The sequence below is a fragment of the Novosphingobium rhizovicinum genome (assembly GCF_040813635.1).
Taxonomy (GTDB): Bacteria; Pseudomonadota; Alphaproteobacteria; order Sphingomonadales; family Sphingomonadaceae; genus Novosphingobium; species Novosphingobium rhizovicinum.
Genome location: NZ_JBFNXR010000017.1, coordinates 98,606 through 114,976, shown reverse-complemented (window position 1 = coordinate 114,976; position 16,371 = coordinate 98,606). Strand labels below are relative to the sequence as shown.

The following is a 16,371-nucleotide window of genomic DNA, read 5'->3' as shown; positions in this document are numbered from 1 at the left end:
GCTCTGACTCGTTGTGTTAACCGGTTGAGCAGGGCCCTAGTCCTGCCGGGACCGGCGCGCAAGCCCGTGCTGGCAGCTGCCTGCTATTCGTGAAGTGAAAAGCACAGCCAAGGCACGCGTTACGGTGCATGCCGGCGCAACTCTGGGAGGCTCAGCAATCAATCCTTACATGCAAGTCGGCGCGGATTGCCATTGCCGCAATGCAGCATTATGCGACCTCACAAGTCCTGTCCGACAGCAAGCACTGAAAGGCGTTTCATGGCACAGATTTCCGCCGAAGACCCGATTGTTATTCTCTCCTATGCGCGCACCCCCATGGGGGGACTGCAGGGCGCACTGGCCGACGTCAGCGCCACGGACCTGGGCGCTACTGCGGTGAAGGCAGCTGTAGAGCGCGCGGGCGTCTCAGGTGATGACATCGAGCGCATCTACATGGGCTGCGTTCTTCCCGCGGGCCTTGGCCAAGCACCCGCGCGCCAGGCCGCGCTGAAGGCAGGTCTGCCGAAGTCCGTTCAGGCCACGACCGTGAACAAGGTCTGCGGTTCCGGCATGCAGACGGTCATCATGGGTGCGGAGGCACTGGCCGCCGGCACGATCGACATGGTGATCGCGGGTGGCATGGAGAGCATGACCAACGCGCCTTACCTGACCAAGAAACATCGTGGCGGCGCCCGTGCGGGTCACGACACACTGTATGATCACATGTTCCTCGACGGCCTCGAAGACGCCTACGAGGAAGGCCGTTCGATGGGCTCGTTCGCGCAGTGCACGGCCGACGAATATCAACTCACCCGCGAGGCGCAGGACGCTTACGCCATTGAATCTTTGCGTCGTGCGCAGGCCGCAATTGCGAGCGGCGGTTTTGCAAGCGAAGTTGTCCCGGTCACCGTGAAGACCCGCAAGGGCGAAATTGTGATCGACACGGATGAAGCTCCCGGCAAGGGCCAGCCTGACAAGATCCCGCAGCTGAAGGCTGCGTTCGCGAAGGAAGGGACGATCACCGCTGCCAGCTCCAGCTCGATCTCCGATGGCGCCGCGGCAGTTGTTCTGACCCGGCAGAGCATCGCTCAGGACAAGGGCGTAACTCCGGTTGCCACCGTGGTTGGTGTATCTGCACACGCGCAGGAGCCGGCCAAGTTCACCACAGCTCCTGCCGGCGCGATCACCAAGCTGCTCAAGAAGGTTGGCTGGGATATCTCGGACGTCGATCTGTTCGAGATCAATGAGGCTTTCGCCTGCGTCGCAATGTTCGCGATGCACGATCTTGGAATCCCGCATGACAAGATCAACGTCCATGGCGGTGCCACGGCTCTGGGCCATCCGATCGGCGCATCGGGCACCCGGATCATCGTCACGCTGCTTGGCGCCCTTAAGGAGAAGGGCCTGAAGCGCGGCATCGCGTGCCTTTGCATCGGCGGTGGCGAAGCGACAGCCGTCGCGGTTGAACTCAACTAAGCTCGCAAAAGCCAAGTGGTCTTTTGGAAGCTCCTCGCCCCTTGGGGCGGGGAGCTTTTCTTTATAGCCGTCGAATTGTCCTCAGGGTGCACCGGCGCCCCATAAGCGCCCCTCGGGAGCGAAGCCCTTGTGCCCGGCAACGTCGAACTGACACCACCCGGCTTCACATTCGCCCAACAGTCCCACCACGCCTGGCTCCACGCGCCACTGCAGGCCTGCGGTCGCCGTGGGCGCAGCGCGTATTTCCGCAAGCCCCTCACCTTTTACGATGGCGCTGCGTTGCCGCGACAATAGCAGGTCGCGCATCCATCCGCGGTCACCTGCGGGATCCTCGATCAGGCGCCACGGCCCTTCCCTGCGTACAACCTTCACCGGCAGATGCTGGCGACGATACACCCAGGAGATACGATAGCTGTCTCCTGGGCCGACGCGCATGTTCGCAATTTCGGCGTCAATCGACGCCCAGTATGGTACTCCGTCCTCCTCCGCCCGAGCAGGGGCGGCTAAAGCGCAGAACACGGCGGCGACAAGCAGGCAGAGGCGCTGTGCAATCATTCGCGATGCATAACCCTGCCTTGGAGCCGGCTTCAAGGCATCTTGTGTCGGAACAGTGTGCGCCAAGAGCCTCCTGAGCACACGCTTAGCCGGCGCCCACTCACGACAGCGGCCACTCAGTCGCCGGTAAGAATACGGTCGACAAGCTGCTTTACCGAAGGGGTAAAGCCGTTCGAATAGAACGGATCCTGCTTGAACTTGTAAGCCGCATGCCCTGCGAACATCAGGTTCTCATCGATCGGGCCACCGTGCGCGATGTCCTGCAGTGTCTTCTGGATGCAGAAGCTCCGAGGATCGGCGAGGCGCCCCGTAGTGTAGTCGTCATGGTCCTTCCAAGACGAAAACCCGCAGTGTGAGAGGCAGCCCATGCAGTCCGCCTGATCCTTGCGGATGACGTCCCGCTCAACCGAGTCAACGAACACGATGGTATCATCGGGAGTGCGCAGCCCTTCGGTGTGACCTTCTGCCGCCCAGGCGCGAGCCCGTTCCAGATCACGCGGGGTAACCCAGAAGTTCTTGCCTTTCACTCCGACATCCAGGCGAACCGTGTGCTCACCCGCCTCCACCTTGGAGTACGGAATTTGCCTGTCCGAACGAGCCTCCAGGTTGCGCAGGAACGGGTTGCGAACGGCCGAGGAATAGAAGCCCGTTGGTGAGAAGCGATGCAGAAGAACGTCGCCGGGCTCCAAGTCGCGCAGAGCATCCTTCCACTGCTGCGGGATCGGGCTCTCATGGGTGAGCAAGGGGCGAGTTCCGTACTGGAATGCAATCGATCCCAGTTCCGGATTGTCGATCCAGTCCTCCCAGTCGCGCAAGTACCAGACGCCGCCCGCCATGATGATTGGCACGTCGTCCGAGATCCCCTCTTTGCGCATGGTGTCGCGCAGCGCCTTGACGCGGGGATAGGGGTCCTCGGGCTTGTTCGGGTCCTCTGCGTTGGAGAGGCCGTTGTGCCCACCGGCAAGCCAGGGATCCTCGTAGACCACGGCTGCCATGAGGTCCGCGACCTTGTGATAGGCGCGCTTCCAAAGAGCACGAAAGGCTCGGCCTGAGCTGACGATCGGAAGGTAATTGACGTTAAAACGGGCCGCGATCTCGGACAGCTTGTAAGGCATGCCGGCCCCGCAGGTCACGCCGGTAACCATCCCGCGAGTCTTCTCAAGCACGCCTTCAAGCACGGCCTGCGCGCCGCCCATTTCCCAAAGAACGTTGATGTTTATCGCACCTTGGCCCCCGGCAATGTCGTAGGCGCGGCGCACCTGTTCCACGCCGCCGTCGATCGCGTATCGGATCAGCTGTTCGTGGCGTTCCTTGCGGGTGAGTGCATCATAGATCTGAGGGACGATCTTCCCCTCGGCATCGTAGCTGTCGGCATTCACCGCGCTTACGGTGCCGATGCCGCCTGCCGCCGCCCACGCTCCCGAACTTGCGTGATTGGTCGCGGACACGCCCTTACCGCCTTCCACCAACGGCCAAACTTCGCGGCCGCCGTAAATGATCGGCTTGAGACCCTTGAAACCCATCTTTCCTTCGTCTTTCCTCTGGAGCGCGCCTGTTCAGCTTGCTGCGGCCGGAGCGCTGCCAGCCAAACGGCACGGACGTATCGCGTCAGGCGCAGGCGCGGGTCCCGCCGCCTCAAGACGCGCATAATAACCTTGCATCTGGGGCTTACGCACAAATTCGGCCAAACGGAAGCCCACCGCTTCGAATTCGCAGAAAAGTAAGGCGGGCGAGATGCCGTGACTGTCGGTGGGTCGATCCACGTCGACCACAATCACGCTGCCCCCTTTGCGCAACGCTGGTCGCAAGCGCCACAGGAACGCGTAAGGCTCCGTCACTTCGTGGTACATATGGACGAGAAAGACCCTGTCGAAACTGTTGGCCGGCAGACGCGGGTCATCCTCAGCGCCCAGCTTGATCGAGACGTTATCAAGGCGTTCGCGTTCGATCCGCAGCCCCAGATCACGCACCGCGTCCGGATCAATGTCCTGTGCAAGCACACGTCCCTCGGAGCCCACGCGTTGCGCCAGACGGACTGTATAGTACCCCTCGCCCGCGCCAATATCCGCTACGGACATGCCCTCGGTGATATCCGCCAGATCCATGACCGTCTGCGCCTCGTTGACGCTATCGCGTTCAGTCTCGGACGAGAAGCCGTTGGCGCCGAGATTTGACACAGGACGATCGGCGCGAGGGAAGGCGCGCGCGCTGGACAAGCGGCCATCGTCCTGCGGCTTGTCACAGCCGGCGATCACCCCGGTGAATGCCAGAACGGCAAACAGAAAGATGCTTCTACGCGCAGGCATGCCGCCCCTTAGCGGCTCACTTGCTGCTTGGCAAAAGACACTCCTTGCCGGGTCCGCATCAGTCGACGTCTTCTACCTCAACCTGTTCGCCCGAAACCCGCTGCGACAGCGCCGCTGCCATGAACGCATCGAGTTCGCCATCGAGCACATCGCCAGGCGCTGTCGAAACAAGACCGGTGCGCAGATCCTTCACCTGCTGGTAGGGCTGGAGCACGTACGAGCGGATCTGATGCCCCCAGCCGATATCGCTCTTGCTGGCATGCTCGGCGCTGGCCGCCGCCTCGCGCTTCTGCATCTCTTCTTCAAACAAACGCGCCTTGAGCATGCCCATGGCAATTTCACGGTTCTTGTGCTGCGAGCGATCGATCTGGCTGGCAACAACGATGCCGGACGGCTGGTGTGTGATGCGAACGGCTGAGTCGGTCGTATTCACGTGCTGACCGCCCGCGCCCGAGGCGCGATAGGTATCGATCTTGAGATCCGCCGGGTTGATGTCGATCTCGAAGCTGTCGTCGATCACTGGATAGACCCAGACGCTGGAGAAGCTGGTGTGACGCCGCGCGGAGCTGTCGTAGGGGCTGATGCGAACCAGGCGATGCACGCCGCTTTCCGTCTTCGCATAGCCGTATGCGTTCTCACCCTTGATCAGGAGCGTCGCGCTCTTGATCCCGGCGGCCTCGCCCACGTGATAGTCGACCAGTTCTACCTTGTAGCCTTTGCGCTCGGCCCAGCGGGTGTACATGCGCTGGAGCATCTCTGCCCAATCCTGGCTCTCCGTCCCGCCGGCGCCTGCGTGGATTTCAAGATAGGTGTCGTTGCCGTCGGCCTCGCCGGCCAGCAGTGCCTGCACCTTGTCGCGATCGGCACGCTCGGCCAGAGCCGCGAGCGTCGCATGTCCCTCATCGACGGTGGCGGCGTCGCCTTCCATCTCACCAAGCTCGATGAACTCGACCGCGTCGTTCATCTCGCCCTCGATCTCCTTCACCGCTCCGATCGAAGCCTCGAGCCGCCGACGCTCCTTCATCACGGCTTCGGCTTCCTTGGGCTTGTCCCAAAGGGTGGGATCCTCCACGCGAGCGTTCAACTCGTCGAGCCTGCGCACGGCGCGGTCCCAGTCAAGGAACTTGCGGACGAGCGCCATCGCCTTGTGAATACGCTCAATATGGGCCTGCCCTTCGGCACGCATGACGGCATAACTCCAGAACAAAGGGGATCGCCTCGCTTAGCGAAGCGGCCAGGATTGTAAAGCGACCGCGCGGCAGTCGGTTGCGCGTCGGCTAACGCTTGCCTGACTTGAGCGCCTTTACAGCCTCAAGTGTGAGCCGGACATGGTCTCGATAGTCCAGATCAGAGTGGACGAACGCAATACGGCCATCCGGCGCAATCACGTAGCTCGTACGGTCAGTCATCTCGGAAGCCATGCCGGGCCGCTTCAAAGCGACATCGTAGGCTTCGATCAGGGACGGCGTTGCAACCCCGACCGCAAATTTGTCCCGGCAGGCCTCCGTCGAGAACTTGCGCAATGTCGGCAGGTCGTCCGCGGACATTCCGACTACTGATGCGCCATGCTTCGCAAACTGAGGCGCCGCTTCCGCAAAAGCGTGAGCTTCCAGCGTGCAGCCTTGCGTGAAAGCCTTGGGATAAAAGTAGAGGACGACCGGTCCTTTGCGCAGCGCCGTACGCAAGTCAAACGTGAAGTCCTTGCCCGCAAGCGCAGCACTGGCCTTGAAAGCCGGAGCCTTGGCGCCGATGGGCAAATCGGCATTCGCCACCCCGGGCAGTGCCAAGGCGGCGAATGCAGTGAATGCGATTAGGATCGTGCGCATTCCGGTAGTCTGGACCCGGTTACTGACCGCGTCCAGTCCTGGAAGCAACTTATTCGATATAGCCGAGAACCGTACCGACCTCGTAAGTCTCACCCGTGGATGCGGTGATTTTCAAGGTACCCGACGCAGGGGCTTCCACTTCGTTGGTAGACTTGTCAGCCTCAAGCGAGAACAGCGGCTGTCCTTCGGTGACCTGGTCACCATCCTTTGCGAGCCACTCAGCAATCTGGCCCTCCTGCATCGAGAAGCCAATCTTGGGGAGCAGGATTTCAACGGCCATGTCTGTTCGATCCTCTTGTAGCGGATGAGCCGGTCAGTCACGACCGGTGTAATTATCGTCCGTTTGCGTAGCGCATACGGCGCCGCAGGCAAGCCCCCGATGGAAACGACCCGAGGGGGCTTGCCAAATTACGGCACGGCGATGCTTCGCCTCCACTCACAAGATCGTAGCAGAGGACGTTCAAACAGGGGCCGTACCATCCTCGTGCGCCATCCAGTGGACGAACCGGTGCAGCGGATACATCGCGTCATGCGGATTGCCGATGGTGGAAGGCCCTGCCTCGCCAAGATGAACGATCCGCTGAGCCCCGCCGGCAGCCAGCCGATCACGGTAGTCAGCCATGCGATCGAACGGATAGAAGCCGACGGTCTGCGTCGCAACATTGATCCACTTCACCGCATCGTCAAGCGAATCTACACGCACCACGTTTGCAGTCTTGTTGATGGGGTGGAAGTCGACCGGCTCGTCGGAGCGAATGACGAGGCCTTTGCCGTCAGTGCGCCCCCATACGCCATACTCGTCGTCCATCATCAGCATGGATTCGACCTGCTCGCGCATGTCCATGTCGAGCGGGCGTATGTCTCCGCTCGCAGCCGCGCGGCGGGCGATATGGTGATGAAGGCGCTCGCAGAAGCGATCCACTTCCTCCTGAGGCCCCTCCACAAACTGGAACCGGCTCGCAACGCAAGCCTCCTGGTTCAGCGTCATCACGTCCGCCGAGCACAGGTCGGCCACGCGGTCCATCGTGGCCTCGTCCGCGAGCGCCTCTTTGCCGACCATCGAAATCGACGTCTTCGGATCGAACGAAACGAGTTGAAAGCCTGGGCCCAAGTACTTGATGACGTTGTTGATCGCATCGCCACCGCCCCAGGCAACGATCTTGTCGAAGTACTGGGGCCGATAGAGCACCCGCTCCACTGCGTCGTCACCGCCACGCCAGTACACTGCCGACATGGATCGGACGATGGGATGGTTCGGATCTATGTCCGCCATCGTGCGCAGGATCGCCACCATGGTAAACGGGTCGGCCGAAGGCATCTTGAACAGATTGACCGCCTTGACCATCGCACCCTGGGCGATCGATTTCACCGCCACGCCAGGAGAGTTGCCCGGCATCACGTGGATCAGGCGTGGCGCGAAGGCTCTGACGAAGCTTTTGCGGCCGGTAAAATCCTGCTTGGGCACCCATGTGTCGAGCGCTCGCGGATCGGGGAAGCTCTGCTCGACTTCGGCCATGAGCACACGCTTGTCGAGGTAGCTTGCGGCGTGGTGCACCGAGTTCTCGACCACCGCGCGCGGCAGGATGTGCGTCGTGCACATCCGCTCAACACACTCCTGCATATACGTGTTATCCGGAGCGAGGAGCCGCTGGCCGGTCTCGACCAGGAAGTCTACGATCTCCGCAAGCGGTACATTAAGCAGCGGCGGCACCTCGGTCCGGGGAGCGACCGCTTTATCGAGGGGAATCTTGGGCGTCGCGAAAGTCACTCCCAGATCCCGTGATTTCTGGATCACATCGTCTCCGAAGAGCACCTCGCCACGCAGGAAGAACGGTGCGGAGATCGCGGCTTCTTCTGGCTTCATTTCTTGAACCTGGCTCATGAAAGCCCCCTTACGTAGGCGTCAACGGTTCCTGCGCAGCCGATCTTGTCATCACCTTCAAGGTCAGCATAGCGTGCGATATCATCGCGGATTGAGGGTGATTTGGAGCCGCAGGCACAGGGGCTGAAATCAACGTGAATTCGGTCTCCCGAGATCACGCCGCCCCAGCGGCCATCCAGCGATAGGTCGAAGAACGCGGCTCTGCACTCAATCTCGCCCTTGCGCTCGAGAAGCGCGTCGCCCTCCTTGTTGAGCGGCAGCATCACAACCCATGGCGGCACGTGATAGCGGTGCCCCGCCTGGCAACGCGGCATGGAAGAGCTCAACTCCTGCATGCCATACATATGATAAATGAATCGCGGGTGGAGATTGAACGTCTCGTAGATGAACTCGCGATAGTCGTCCGGCAGCTGCGCCCGCTTCAGGCCGCCACCGACGTACAAACCATTCTCGGGATGGAAGTCGCTTCCGCTGAAACCTCTCTCCCGCACGGCCTTCGCAAACGGGTAAAGCGCGCCCCACATGCCGGTGATGTAGAGCCGCTGCCCCCGCTTCGCGATGATGTCCTCAACCGCGCCCTGCTGGGCTGCATCGAGAGCGGCCTGCCGGCCAGCTGACTCCGCTTCAAAAGCTGCCACCTCGTCGGGCTTGGCGTTCCCATCGGCGATCGCCTTGCGCAACAGGACCATCTTCATCAGCGAACCGATGGTGACAGGCGGCAAGCCAGAGTCAAAGCGGGGCGCCGAAGGATCGACAAACGCCTGCATCATTGCCTGCCCCGTAGCCGCATTGCGCGGCGTGTAGGCCACGGCACTGGCTGCACCGGCCGGCGTGCGCATGTCGCCCGTGCGGATATCCGAGCCCCACTCCACGGCGTCGACACCGTCACGGCTGACGAAGTCGAGATCCGCCCGAGACGCGACCAGCATCGCCGACTTGCCGGTCGTGCCGCTGGAGCAAGAGACATACAGCCCCGCGCGCCCGCACGCCTCCACCCACTGGTCGATATTTTCAACACCGGTGAGATCGACATTATCGGTCGGGTAGCTTGAAACCGTGCCCAGCCACTTCGTCAGCTTGTCCCATTTCCCGCCAGACAGAAAGCTCTCGGGATAGGACTTGTAGGCCGTGTGCGGCAGCAAAAGAGGCACGGCGTCTTCCAGGCGCCGGATCGCCGAGATCTCGGCGTCTCTTGCTCGGAAGCCTACCAGACGGATGCGCTCCACACGATCCTGCAGCCGCTCATCAAGGGCGGCGATCTGTGTCTCCAGAAGCTCTTCGGCGGAATGTTGGTAGCAATCATCCTCTTCCAGCATGGCCACCAGCCGATCGACATTCTTTCCCATGATCTTCTTCCCCTACACTGTTTGCTTGGCGCCAGGGCATCGACTCATTAATAGCACCTTGTGAGTTTCGTTTTTCATGATTCGATGTTGGGAGCAAGCGTTTTCGAACGAGCAGGCGTGAACCTCCTCCATTCGAAAACGAGCGCTCATCGCCGTTGCCTTTAACGCGAAGCTATCTCTACAAGAGCCCAGGCCGCGCAAAAAAGAACAAGGCCGAATGGAGAGATGTGATGATGTACTTGGTTGGGCTTCCCGCACTCGGCTTCAGCCGTATGCGCGGCGCGCTAAGCACCGATGGGGCTGAACACCCACCCACCACATGACCCGCCTGCTTGCTTCGTCGCTTCTGCCAAGGTCGATGACCGGATGCCGTGCTGATGGGCTGACGTGCCCGCCCAACTTTTGGTGATCGGCTAGCCACACCACCGCCATATCAGCGGACCAAACCCATTGAGGAGTTCCAATCCATGAATGCAGTTGCACCAGATCGCGTGGTCGTCATCTCAGGTGCAAGCTCCGGTATAGGGCTTGCCAGTGCGGAGGCTTTCGCGCGTGACGGGTGGCACGTGATCGGCATCGGAAGGGATCCGGGCCGCAGCGAGCAGGCAAAGGCAAAGATCCGAAGTGTCGCAGCACCTGGGGCCAAAGTGGATTTCCTGCGCGGCGACTTCTGCGAAATGAGCGAGGTAAAACGCATCGCCTCTGAGATTGCAGGCCTTACCGACCGTATCGACGTTCTGGTGAACAATGCCGGCGGTGTGCGCGACGCGATCTATACCACAAAGGAAGGTCTGGAGGCGACATTCGCTGCCAACCACCTCGCCCCATTCCTCCTCACACGTGAGTTGCTGCCGCTGCTGGAGCATGCCGCCGCTGCCCGTGCGCCCGGCGCCGTCCGTGTTATCGCAGTTTCATCGCTGGCGCACGAGTACTGCCCCGGCATGAACTGGGACGACCTCATGTTCCGTAATGGCCCTGCCGGTGCAGCCTACTGCCAGGCGAAGCTCGCCAACGTGCTTTACACGCGGGAGTTGAACCGCCGCCTCACGCAGAAAGGGATCGTGGCGCAAGCGATGCACCCGGGCATGGTGCACTCCAACTTCGCCAGCCATGGCGACGAAGCGATGCAGGAGCATTTCACGACAAATGCAGACAAGGGCCTGCAGCCCGCCGACGCCGCGCGCACAATCTTCTGGCTGGCGACGTCGGAGGAAGGCGGCAAGGACGGCGGACGCTACTTCCACGATCTCGCAGAGGCGCCCATCGCTCCTCAGGGCCGCGATGATGAGGCAGCAGCGCGCCTCTGGAACGAAAGCGAGGCACTGTTGAGCACGCTTGGCTACTGAGCCGTCTTTGAGTTCGCCGCCAATCACGCTAGCACGCGCCGATGGAAACGAACCTGCGTCCGCGCCGCAGCGCGCTTTATCTCCCCGCCTCTAACGCCAAGGCCATCGCCAAGGCGCGAGCCCTGCCATGCGACATGGTCATCCTCGATCTTGAGGATGCCGTCGCACCGGAGATGAAGGCAGAAGCGCGGGCCGCGGCAGTGGCTGCGGTAAACGAAGGCGGTTTCGGCCACCGTGAGGTGGCCATCCGCGCCAACGGATTGGATACCGAATGGGGCGAGGCAGATCTCGCCGCCATTGCCGGAGCAAAGGTGGACGCCGTACTCGTCCCCAAGGTCAATGGCCCAGAGGACATAACCACTTATGAGAGAGCGCTGGCAGGTGCTCCAGCGCACGTGCAGCTTTGGACGATGATCGAAACCTGCGCGTCCGTGGCCAACTTGCCTGCAATTGCGGCAATGGCTGGAACCACCCGCCTCTCGCTATGGATCATGGGCACCAACGATCTGGCGAAAGAAATGCGCGCGCAGTTGACGCCGTGCCGCACACCCTTCCTTCCATTTCTGTCCATGGCAGTGGCTGCCGCACGCGCAAACGGCGTCGCCATCCTTGACGGCGTATGCAACGAATTTCGTGATCTGGAAGTCTTCGAGGCCGAAGCCCGTCAGGGACTGATGTTCGGCTTCGATGGCAAGAGCCTTATCCATCCCGCACAAATCGAACCGTGCAACACGGTCTTCTCGCCAAGCGAGGCAGACTTGGCCTGGGCCAATGCGGTGATTCAGGCGTTCTCGCTTCCCGAGAACACCGGCAAAGGCGCCATCAAGGTGGACGGTAAAATGGCCGAACTGCTTCACCTGGAGCAGGCTCGGCGACTGGTGGCCGTGTCAGAAGCTATTACCGCTAACGGCTGACCGGCGCGTACGTTTGGCGGCTTCTCGCGGGAGAGGGAGTGAAGGCCACGCCCTCACTCCCCGCATTCTCCCGCAATGACCGAAGGCTGCGTGCGATCAGACGCTCAGTTTTCCGAACGCCTTGGCACCTGCATAGTGCGCAGACCTGCCGAGCTCTTCCTCGATGCGGATCAGCTGATTGTACTTCGCGAGCCGGTCCGAGCGGGCGAGCGAGCCGGTCTTGATCTGACCGCAGTTGGTTGCAACCGCCAGGTCCGCGATTGTCGCGTCCTCGGTCTCTCCCGAGCGGTGCGACATGACGGCTGTATAGCCGTTGCGCTGCGCGATCGACACGGCCTCCAGCGTCTCGGTGAGTGAACCAATCTGGTTGACCTTGACCAGCAGCGAGTTGGCCAAGCCCTTCTCGATACCCATCGTGAGCCGCTTCGGATTGGTGACGAACAGATCATCCCCGACCAGCTGCACTTTCCCGCCGACCTTGTCGGTCAGCGCCTTCCAGCCCTCGAAGTCGTCCTCGCTCATGCCGTCCTCGATCGAGATGATGGGGTATGCGTCGCAAAGGTCAGCGAGATAGGTAGCGAAGGCCTCAGGCTCGAGCGAAAGCCCCTCACCGCTGATCTCGTACTTGCCGTTCTTGAAGAACTCGGTCGAAGCACAATCGAGCGCTAACTGGATCTCGCTACCGGGCTTGAAGCCGGCTTTCTCAATTGACGCCATGACGAAGTCGAGCGCATCGCGAGTGCTGGCAAGGTTCGGGGCGAAGCCGCCCTCGTCACCGACAGCCGTGGCGAGGCCTTTCTCGTGCAGACCTTTCTTGAGAGTGTGGAAGATCTCGGCGCCCCAGCGCACGGCCTCTGCAATGGAGTCCGCGCCAACCGGCATGATCATGAATTCCTGGAAGTCGATCGGGTTGTCGGCATGTTCGCCGCCGTTGATGATGTTCATCATCGGCACCGGCAGCACGTGTGCGGAAACGCCGCCGACATAGGCGTAAAGCGGCAAGCCGCGCGCGTCGGCTGCTGCCTTCGCCACGGCGAGCGAGGTGCCAAGGATTGCATTGGCTCCCAGACGGCCCTTGTTCTCGGTACCGTCAAGCTCGATCATGGCGAGGTCCAGGTCGCGCTGGTCCTCGGCGTCCATCCCCACAAGCGCTTCTGCGATCTCGTCGTTGACGGCGTTGACTGCCATGGTAACGCCCTTGCCGAGGTAACGCCCCTTGTCGCCGTCGCGCAGCTCGACAGCCTCATGTGCGCCTGTGGACGCGCCCGAAGGCACCGCGGCCCGTCCGAAACTGCCGTCCTCGAGCAGAACATCGACTTCGACAGTCGGGTTTCCGCGGCTATCGAGGATCTCGCGGCCATGGATGTCGATGATTGCAGTCATGCGGCTCACACTCCTTGTTGGGCATCGGCCCGGCTTCGCGCGAGGTCGCGCGGTGGAACTGCCGCGCTCTTAGCAGGGGAACTTTCCCTGACAAGTTGCGTTGCAGCAAGGAAGCTCACGTTGTGTTACACATTGCGGACAAGCCGCACCGTTGCTTATGAGCGGGGCAAGATTCAGGAGGATGGACCATGGTCGAGACTGTAGCGAACCCGGGCGCGACTGCTAGCGGAACCGATGCCGCCAAGAACCACTTCGCCAAGGCCATGGAAGAAGCGCTGGCGGGCGCCCGCGCCTTGGGTGAAGAGGCGCAAAGCCGTGCAGGCGAGTACCGCGAGAAGCTGTACCAGAAGAAGGACGGACTCTCAGGCGAAGCAAAGGTCCGCTCTGACGAGTATAAGGACAAGGCCTTCGGTTTTGCCAATGATGGGAAGAGCAAGGCGTGCACGGCACTATCCAGCCTAGGCCAGCTGATCACCGAGAATGCCGGAGCACTCGATGAGAAAGTCGGCGTCAAGTATGGCGATTACGCGCGCAACGCGGCACAGTCCGTGCAGGACACCGCCAAGCGGCTGGACGAGAAGAGCCTCGACGAACTAGGCGACGACGCGATTGAGTTCGTGCGGACGAGTCCGGCTCTTGCACTCGGCATGGCTGCCGCAGCGGGTTACCTGATCGGCCGCGTGCTGAAGTAAGCGCGTCATTACCAGTAGCCTGGACATGCAGGAAATCGATCCGGCGGCCGCTCCCTTGCTGAGCGAGGCGAGGGAACGCTCGCTCAACGAGGACCTCCAACAGCTAGCGCAGGACGCACGCGCCTACGCGGAAGCAGAATTCCAGTTCCAGAAATCGCGTGCAGCCTACACCGCTAACTCGGCGAAAAGCATAGCGGTTCTCGGCATTGCAGCGCTGGTTGTGCTTTTCTTCGCAGCCATCGCGCTGGTAGTTGGGCTTGTGATCGCACTGGCCCCTCTGCTTACCGCTTGGGGATCGACTGCCCTGGTGACGCTCGGGCTGCTCGGTTTGGCCGGCTTCCTTCTTCTGCGCGCTAAGAAGCGTTATGATCGGATGATGGCGGTCGTGGGAGAGGAGAAGGCAGCATGATGGCGGGCACAGAGAGCAAGGTGCTCGCCGACAAGGCCCTGCGGGACCGGACAAAGGCCGCATTCGATACGCGGCTCGCTCAGGTCAAGCTCGATCTTGAAGCGCGAGGCGTAGCCGGGAGAGTGGCCGACGAAGCGGTCGAGAAGGCGAAGGTCGTGTTCGATGAGGCCGCTGACGTAGCGCAAGAGCACCCCGGAGTGATTGGCGGAACTATCGCCGCACTGATGCTTTGGATCTTGCGTAATCCCATCATCGGCTGGCTCGACGAACTCCTCGGGCCGCGTCGTTAGTAGCACCTAAATCTTGCGAGGTATGTGTGACCGAGAACCAAGTCGTCCCGACCAATGATGGCGAAGCGACCTCCAACAATGTCGTTACGCTGCCGGCACGTTCTGAACCCGAGACTTCATCGGAGAAGGCGCTAAGCTTCGTTAAGAGGCATCCCGTGATGACAGTGGCAGGCGGCGTGGCTTTGGGGTTCGCAATCAGTGCGCTCATCCCGCGCAGCTACAGCCGCAAACTGGCCAAGCGGGCCTACCGGATGGCCGAGGCAGGCACTGCCGCAGCGCTCGCGCTCGGTAAGGATGCTCTGGACCGGGCGGAGGATGGAGGAGCCGTGGCTCGTAAGAAGGCTGGTGTCCTCGCTCATCGCGCCGAAGATCTCGGCGAGCGGGCGATGACCAAGGCAGAGAAGCTCAGCGTCGCTGCGCTTGGCACTGCGAGTGTCTGGGGCCACGCCGCAGCCGAGCGCGCAGAGCAGCTGGGGCATTCAGCCGCTGAACGGGCGGAAAACCTCGGTAGCCGAGCGTCGGAACGCCTGAGCCAACTGGGAGACAAGGCGCGCGTCCAGTCCGGCAAGCTGCTGGGTCACCCCAAAGCCCCTGAGAGCATTGCCGACCGGATTATGGACAAGGCGCATGACCTAAAGGCAAGGGTTCGCGCCTGAGGTTCCGCCTGACGCTTGCGCATCGCCCCGGCGAACGGTTAGGGGGCCGTATTGATTAAGACAGGAATCGGTCCTCTCCATGCAGAAGCTCCACCTCGTTATGGGCGGACGGGTCAAAGATCCGCGCACGCTCGAATTCGCTGACCTCAATTCACTCGACTTGGTTGGCGTGTTCCCGGACTACCATTCAGCTGAAGATGCTTGGCGCGCGAACGCGCAGCGCACGGTTGACGACGCCGAAATGAAGTACGTGATTGTCCACTTGCACCGGTTGCTCGAACCCGATCTGCCGGGCGAGTGATCCGCACCTTCCGGCCGGGCGATCAACACGCGCTCCGCAATATTCACCTCTCGTCGATTACGCGGGTTGGTCCGTTAGCGTATAGTCCAGCTCAGGTTGCGGCTTGGGCTGGACGTATTCGCGACACCGAAGAATGGCTGGAATGGCATAGATTCGGAGATCGCATCACGGTCTCCGTGGCGTCCGATGGCCAGCCAGTCGCCTTCGCGCTCCTGGAAGCCGACGGGCACCTCGACATGCTTTACTGCCACCCTGACCACCTTCGGCAGGGGCATGCTCTGCGTCTTGTCGAAGAGGCCAGCGCCTTCGCCCGGTCCGTGGGACTGTCTATGCTCTATACGGAAGCAAGCGAACTCGCCCGCCCCGTGTTCGAAGCGGGCGGCTACAAGGTCGAACACCGTCAGGATTTCCTCCTCGACGGTGTTCCGATCCACAACTATGCGATGAGCAAGGTTTTCACGCCAGCCGCGACATCGCAGCTGGCCGTGGCGGTCAAATAAACTCGATTTTCTCGACCACGAAAAACTTGTCTCCGGACGGGACAGTCACCTCGACCTCGTCGTCCACCTTCCGGCCGATCAGCGCCTTGCCCAAAGGCGAGTTGTAGCTGATCCGGCCGGCCTTGGCGTCTGCCTCATACGGACCGACGATCTGATACTTCACCGGCTTGTCATCATCGTCGAGCAGAGTGACTGTCGCGCCGAAGATGATCTTGTCGCCGGAAAGTGTTGCCGGATCAATGATCTGCGCTCGGCTGATCTTGTCCTCCAGATCAGCGATCGTGGCTTCAACCTGCCCCTGCCGCTCTTTCGCAGCATGATATTCCGCATTCTCCGACAGGTCGCCGTGAGCACGCGCCTCCTCGATCGCATCAACGATGCGAGGGCGCTCTTCACGCAGCGCCTTTAGGTCGGCGGTCAGCCTTTCATAGCCTTCCGCGAGCATCGGCAACTTCTCGATACTGGCCATCGCTTCGCTTTCATCCTTGTATTGCCGCCCACTGCGACTAG

The 16,371-nt window shown here is 61.5% G+C and carries 19 protein-coding genes; 9 read left to right on the top strand and 10 right to left on the bottom strand.

Annotated elements, in window-relative coordinates:
- The first annotated feature begins 258 nt into the window (after positions 1-258).
- Positions 259-1,455 (top strand): acetyl-CoA C-acyltransferase, encoded by a 1,197-nt coding sequence (locus ABUH87_RS02030; RefSeq protein ID WP_367768640.1) that lies wholly within the window; start codon positions 259-261, stop codon positions 1,453-1,455.
- 81 nt (positions 1,456-1,536) lie between these two features.
- On the opposite strand, the gene ABUH87_RS02025 is transcribed toward ABUH87_RS02030, so the two are convergent.
- The 8 genes from ABUH87_RS02025 to ABUH87_RS01990 all read right to left on the bottom strand — a co-directional run bounded on the left by ABUH87_RS02025 (position 1,537) and on the right by ABUH87_RS01990 (position 9,370).
- The gene (locus tag ABUH87_RS02025; protein ID WP_367768637.1) at positions 1,537-2,010 is read right to left on the bottom strand and encodes an SH3 domain-containing protein; all 474 of its coding nucleotides are present in this window, start codon (positions 2,008-2,010) and stop codon (positions 1,537-1,539) included.
- 116 nt (positions 2,011-2,126) lie between these two features.
- Complete coding sequence (locus tag ABUH87_RS02020) at positions 2,127-3,533, bottom strand: NAD(P)H-dependent flavin oxidoreductase (RefSeq protein ID WP_367768635.1); 1,407 nt, start codon at positions 3,531-3,533, stop codon at positions 2,127-2,129.
- A 33-nt stretch (positions 3,534-3,566) separates the two neighbouring features.
- Positions 3,567-4,316, bottom strand: a complete 750-nt coding sequence (locus tag ABUH87_RS02015) for a class I SAM-dependent methyltransferase (protein WP_367768632.1) — start codon at positions 4,314-4,316, stop codon at positions 3,567-3,569.
- 58 nt (positions 4,317-4,374) lie between these two features.
- On the bottom strand, positions 4,375-5,502 hold the full coding sequence (prfB, locus tag ABUH87_RS02010) for a peptide chain release factor 2 (RefSeq protein ID WP_367768626.1): 1,128 nt from the start codon (positions 5,500-5,502) through the stop codon (positions 4,375-4,377).
- A 91-nt stretch (positions 5,503-5,593) separates the two neighbouring features.
- Positions 5,594-6,142 carry a peroxiredoxin gene (locus ABUH87_RS02005; protein WP_367768620.1) on the bottom strand — a complete coding sequence of 183 codons (549 nt, stop codon included), beginning with the start codon at positions 6,140-6,142 and terminating at the stop codon, positions 5,594-5,596.
- 49 nt (positions 6,143-6,191) lie between these two features.
- Positions 6,192-6,422 carry a biotin/lipoyl-containing protein gene (locus ABUH87_RS02000; protein ID WP_367768614.1) on the bottom strand — a complete coding sequence of 77 codons (231 nt, stop codon included), beginning with the start codon at positions 6,420-6,422 and terminating at the stop codon, positions 6,192-6,194.
- A gap of 180 nt (positions 6,423-6,602) precedes the next feature.
- A complete protein-coding gene (locus tag ABUH87_RS01995) occupies positions 6,603-8,024 on the bottom strand; it encodes an acyl-CoA reductase (protein WP_367768611.1) in 1,422 nt (473 codons plus the stop codon).
- A complete protein-coding gene (locus tag ABUH87_RS01990) occupies positions 8,021-9,370 on the bottom strand; it encodes a long-chain-fatty-acid--protein ligase (RefSeq protein WP_367768608.1) in 1,350 nt (449 codons plus the stop codon). Before ABUH87_RS01990 ends, ABUH87_RS01995 begins: the two co-directional genes overlap by 4 nt.
- Positions 9,371-9,837: 467 nt before the next feature.
- Here ABUH87_RS01990 and ABUH87_RS01985 point away from each other — a divergent pair, with 467 nt between their 5' ends.
- Both ABUH87_RS01985 and ABUH87_RS01980 read left to right on the top strand, forming a co-directional pair.
- Complete coding sequence (locus ABUH87_RS01985) at positions 9,838-10,716, top strand: SDR family NAD(P)-dependent oxidoreductase (RefSeq protein WP_367768605.1); 879 nt, start codon at positions 9,838-9,840, stop codon at positions 10,714-10,716.
- Between the two features lie 41 nt (positions 10,717-10,757).
- A complete protein-coding gene (locus ABUH87_RS01980) occupies positions 10,758-11,630 on the top strand; it encodes an HpcH/HpaI aldolase/citrate lyase family protein (protein ID WP_367768602.1) in 873 nt (290 codons plus the stop codon).
- Between the two features lie 96 nt (positions 11,631-11,726).
- Here the strand turns inward: ABUH87_RS01980 and eno are convergent, their stop codons facing one another.
- On the bottom strand, positions 11,727-13,013 hold the full coding sequence (gene eno, locus ABUH87_RS01975) for a phosphopyruvate hydratase (protein ID WP_367768597.1): 1,287 nt from the start codon (positions 13,011-13,013) through the stop codon (positions 11,727-11,729).
- A 188-nt stretch (positions 13,014-13,201) separates the two neighbouring features.
- Here eno and ABUH87_RS01970 point away from each other — a divergent pair, with 188 nt between their 5' ends.
- From ABUH87_RS01970 to ABUH87_RS01945, 6 genes are all read left to right on the top strand, one after another.
- Positions 13,202-13,705: a hypothetical protein gene (locus ABUH87_RS01970; RefSeq protein WP_367768591.1), complete on the top strand. Its 504-nt coding sequence runs from the start codon at positions 13,202-13,204 to the stop codon at positions 13,703-13,705.
- A gap of 25 nt (positions 13,706-13,730) precedes the next feature.
- Positions 13,731-14,114 carry a phage holin family protein gene (locus ABUH87_RS01965; protein ID WP_367768585.1) on the top strand — a complete coding sequence of 128 codons (384 nt, stop codon included), beginning with the start codon at positions 13,731-13,733 and terminating at the stop codon, positions 14,112-14,114.
- A complete protein-coding gene (locus ABUH87_RS01960) occupies positions 14,111-14,404 on the top strand; it encodes a hypothetical protein (protein ID WP_367768581.1) in 294 nt (97 codons plus the stop codon). The genes ABUH87_RS01965 and ABUH87_RS01960 overlap by 4 nt, the downstream gene beginning before the upstream one ends.
- A 26-nt stretch (positions 14,405-14,430) precedes the next feature.
- Entirely contained in the window at positions 14,431-15,060 is a 630-nt protein-coding gene (locus ABUH87_RS01955; protein WP_367768578.1) for a hypothetical protein, read from the top strand.
- Positions 15,061-15,139: 79 nt separating this feature from the next.
- Positions 15,140-15,361, top strand: a complete 222-nt coding sequence (locus ABUH87_RS01950; RefSeq protein ID WP_367768575.1) for a DUF4170 domain-containing protein — start codon at positions 15,140-15,142, stop codon at positions 15,359-15,361.
- Positions 15,358-15,861, top strand: coding sequence for a GNAT family N-acetyltransferase (locus ABUH87_RS01945; RefSeq protein ID WP_367768573.1), 504 nt, complete (start codon positions 15,358-15,360; stop codon positions 15,859-15,861). Before ABUH87_RS01950 ends, ABUH87_RS01945 begins: the two co-directional genes overlap by 4 nt.
- On the opposite strand, the gene greA is transcribed toward ABUH87_RS01945, so the two are convergent.
- Positions 15,854-16,330, bottom strand: coding sequence for a transcription elongation factor GreA (gene greA, locus ABUH87_RS01940; RefSeq protein ID WP_367768570.1), 477 nt, complete (start codon positions 16,328-16,330; stop codon positions 15,854-15,856). The genes ABUH87_RS01945 and greA overlap by 8 nt on opposite strands.
- Between the last annotated feature and the right edge of the window lie 41 nt (positions 16,331-16,371).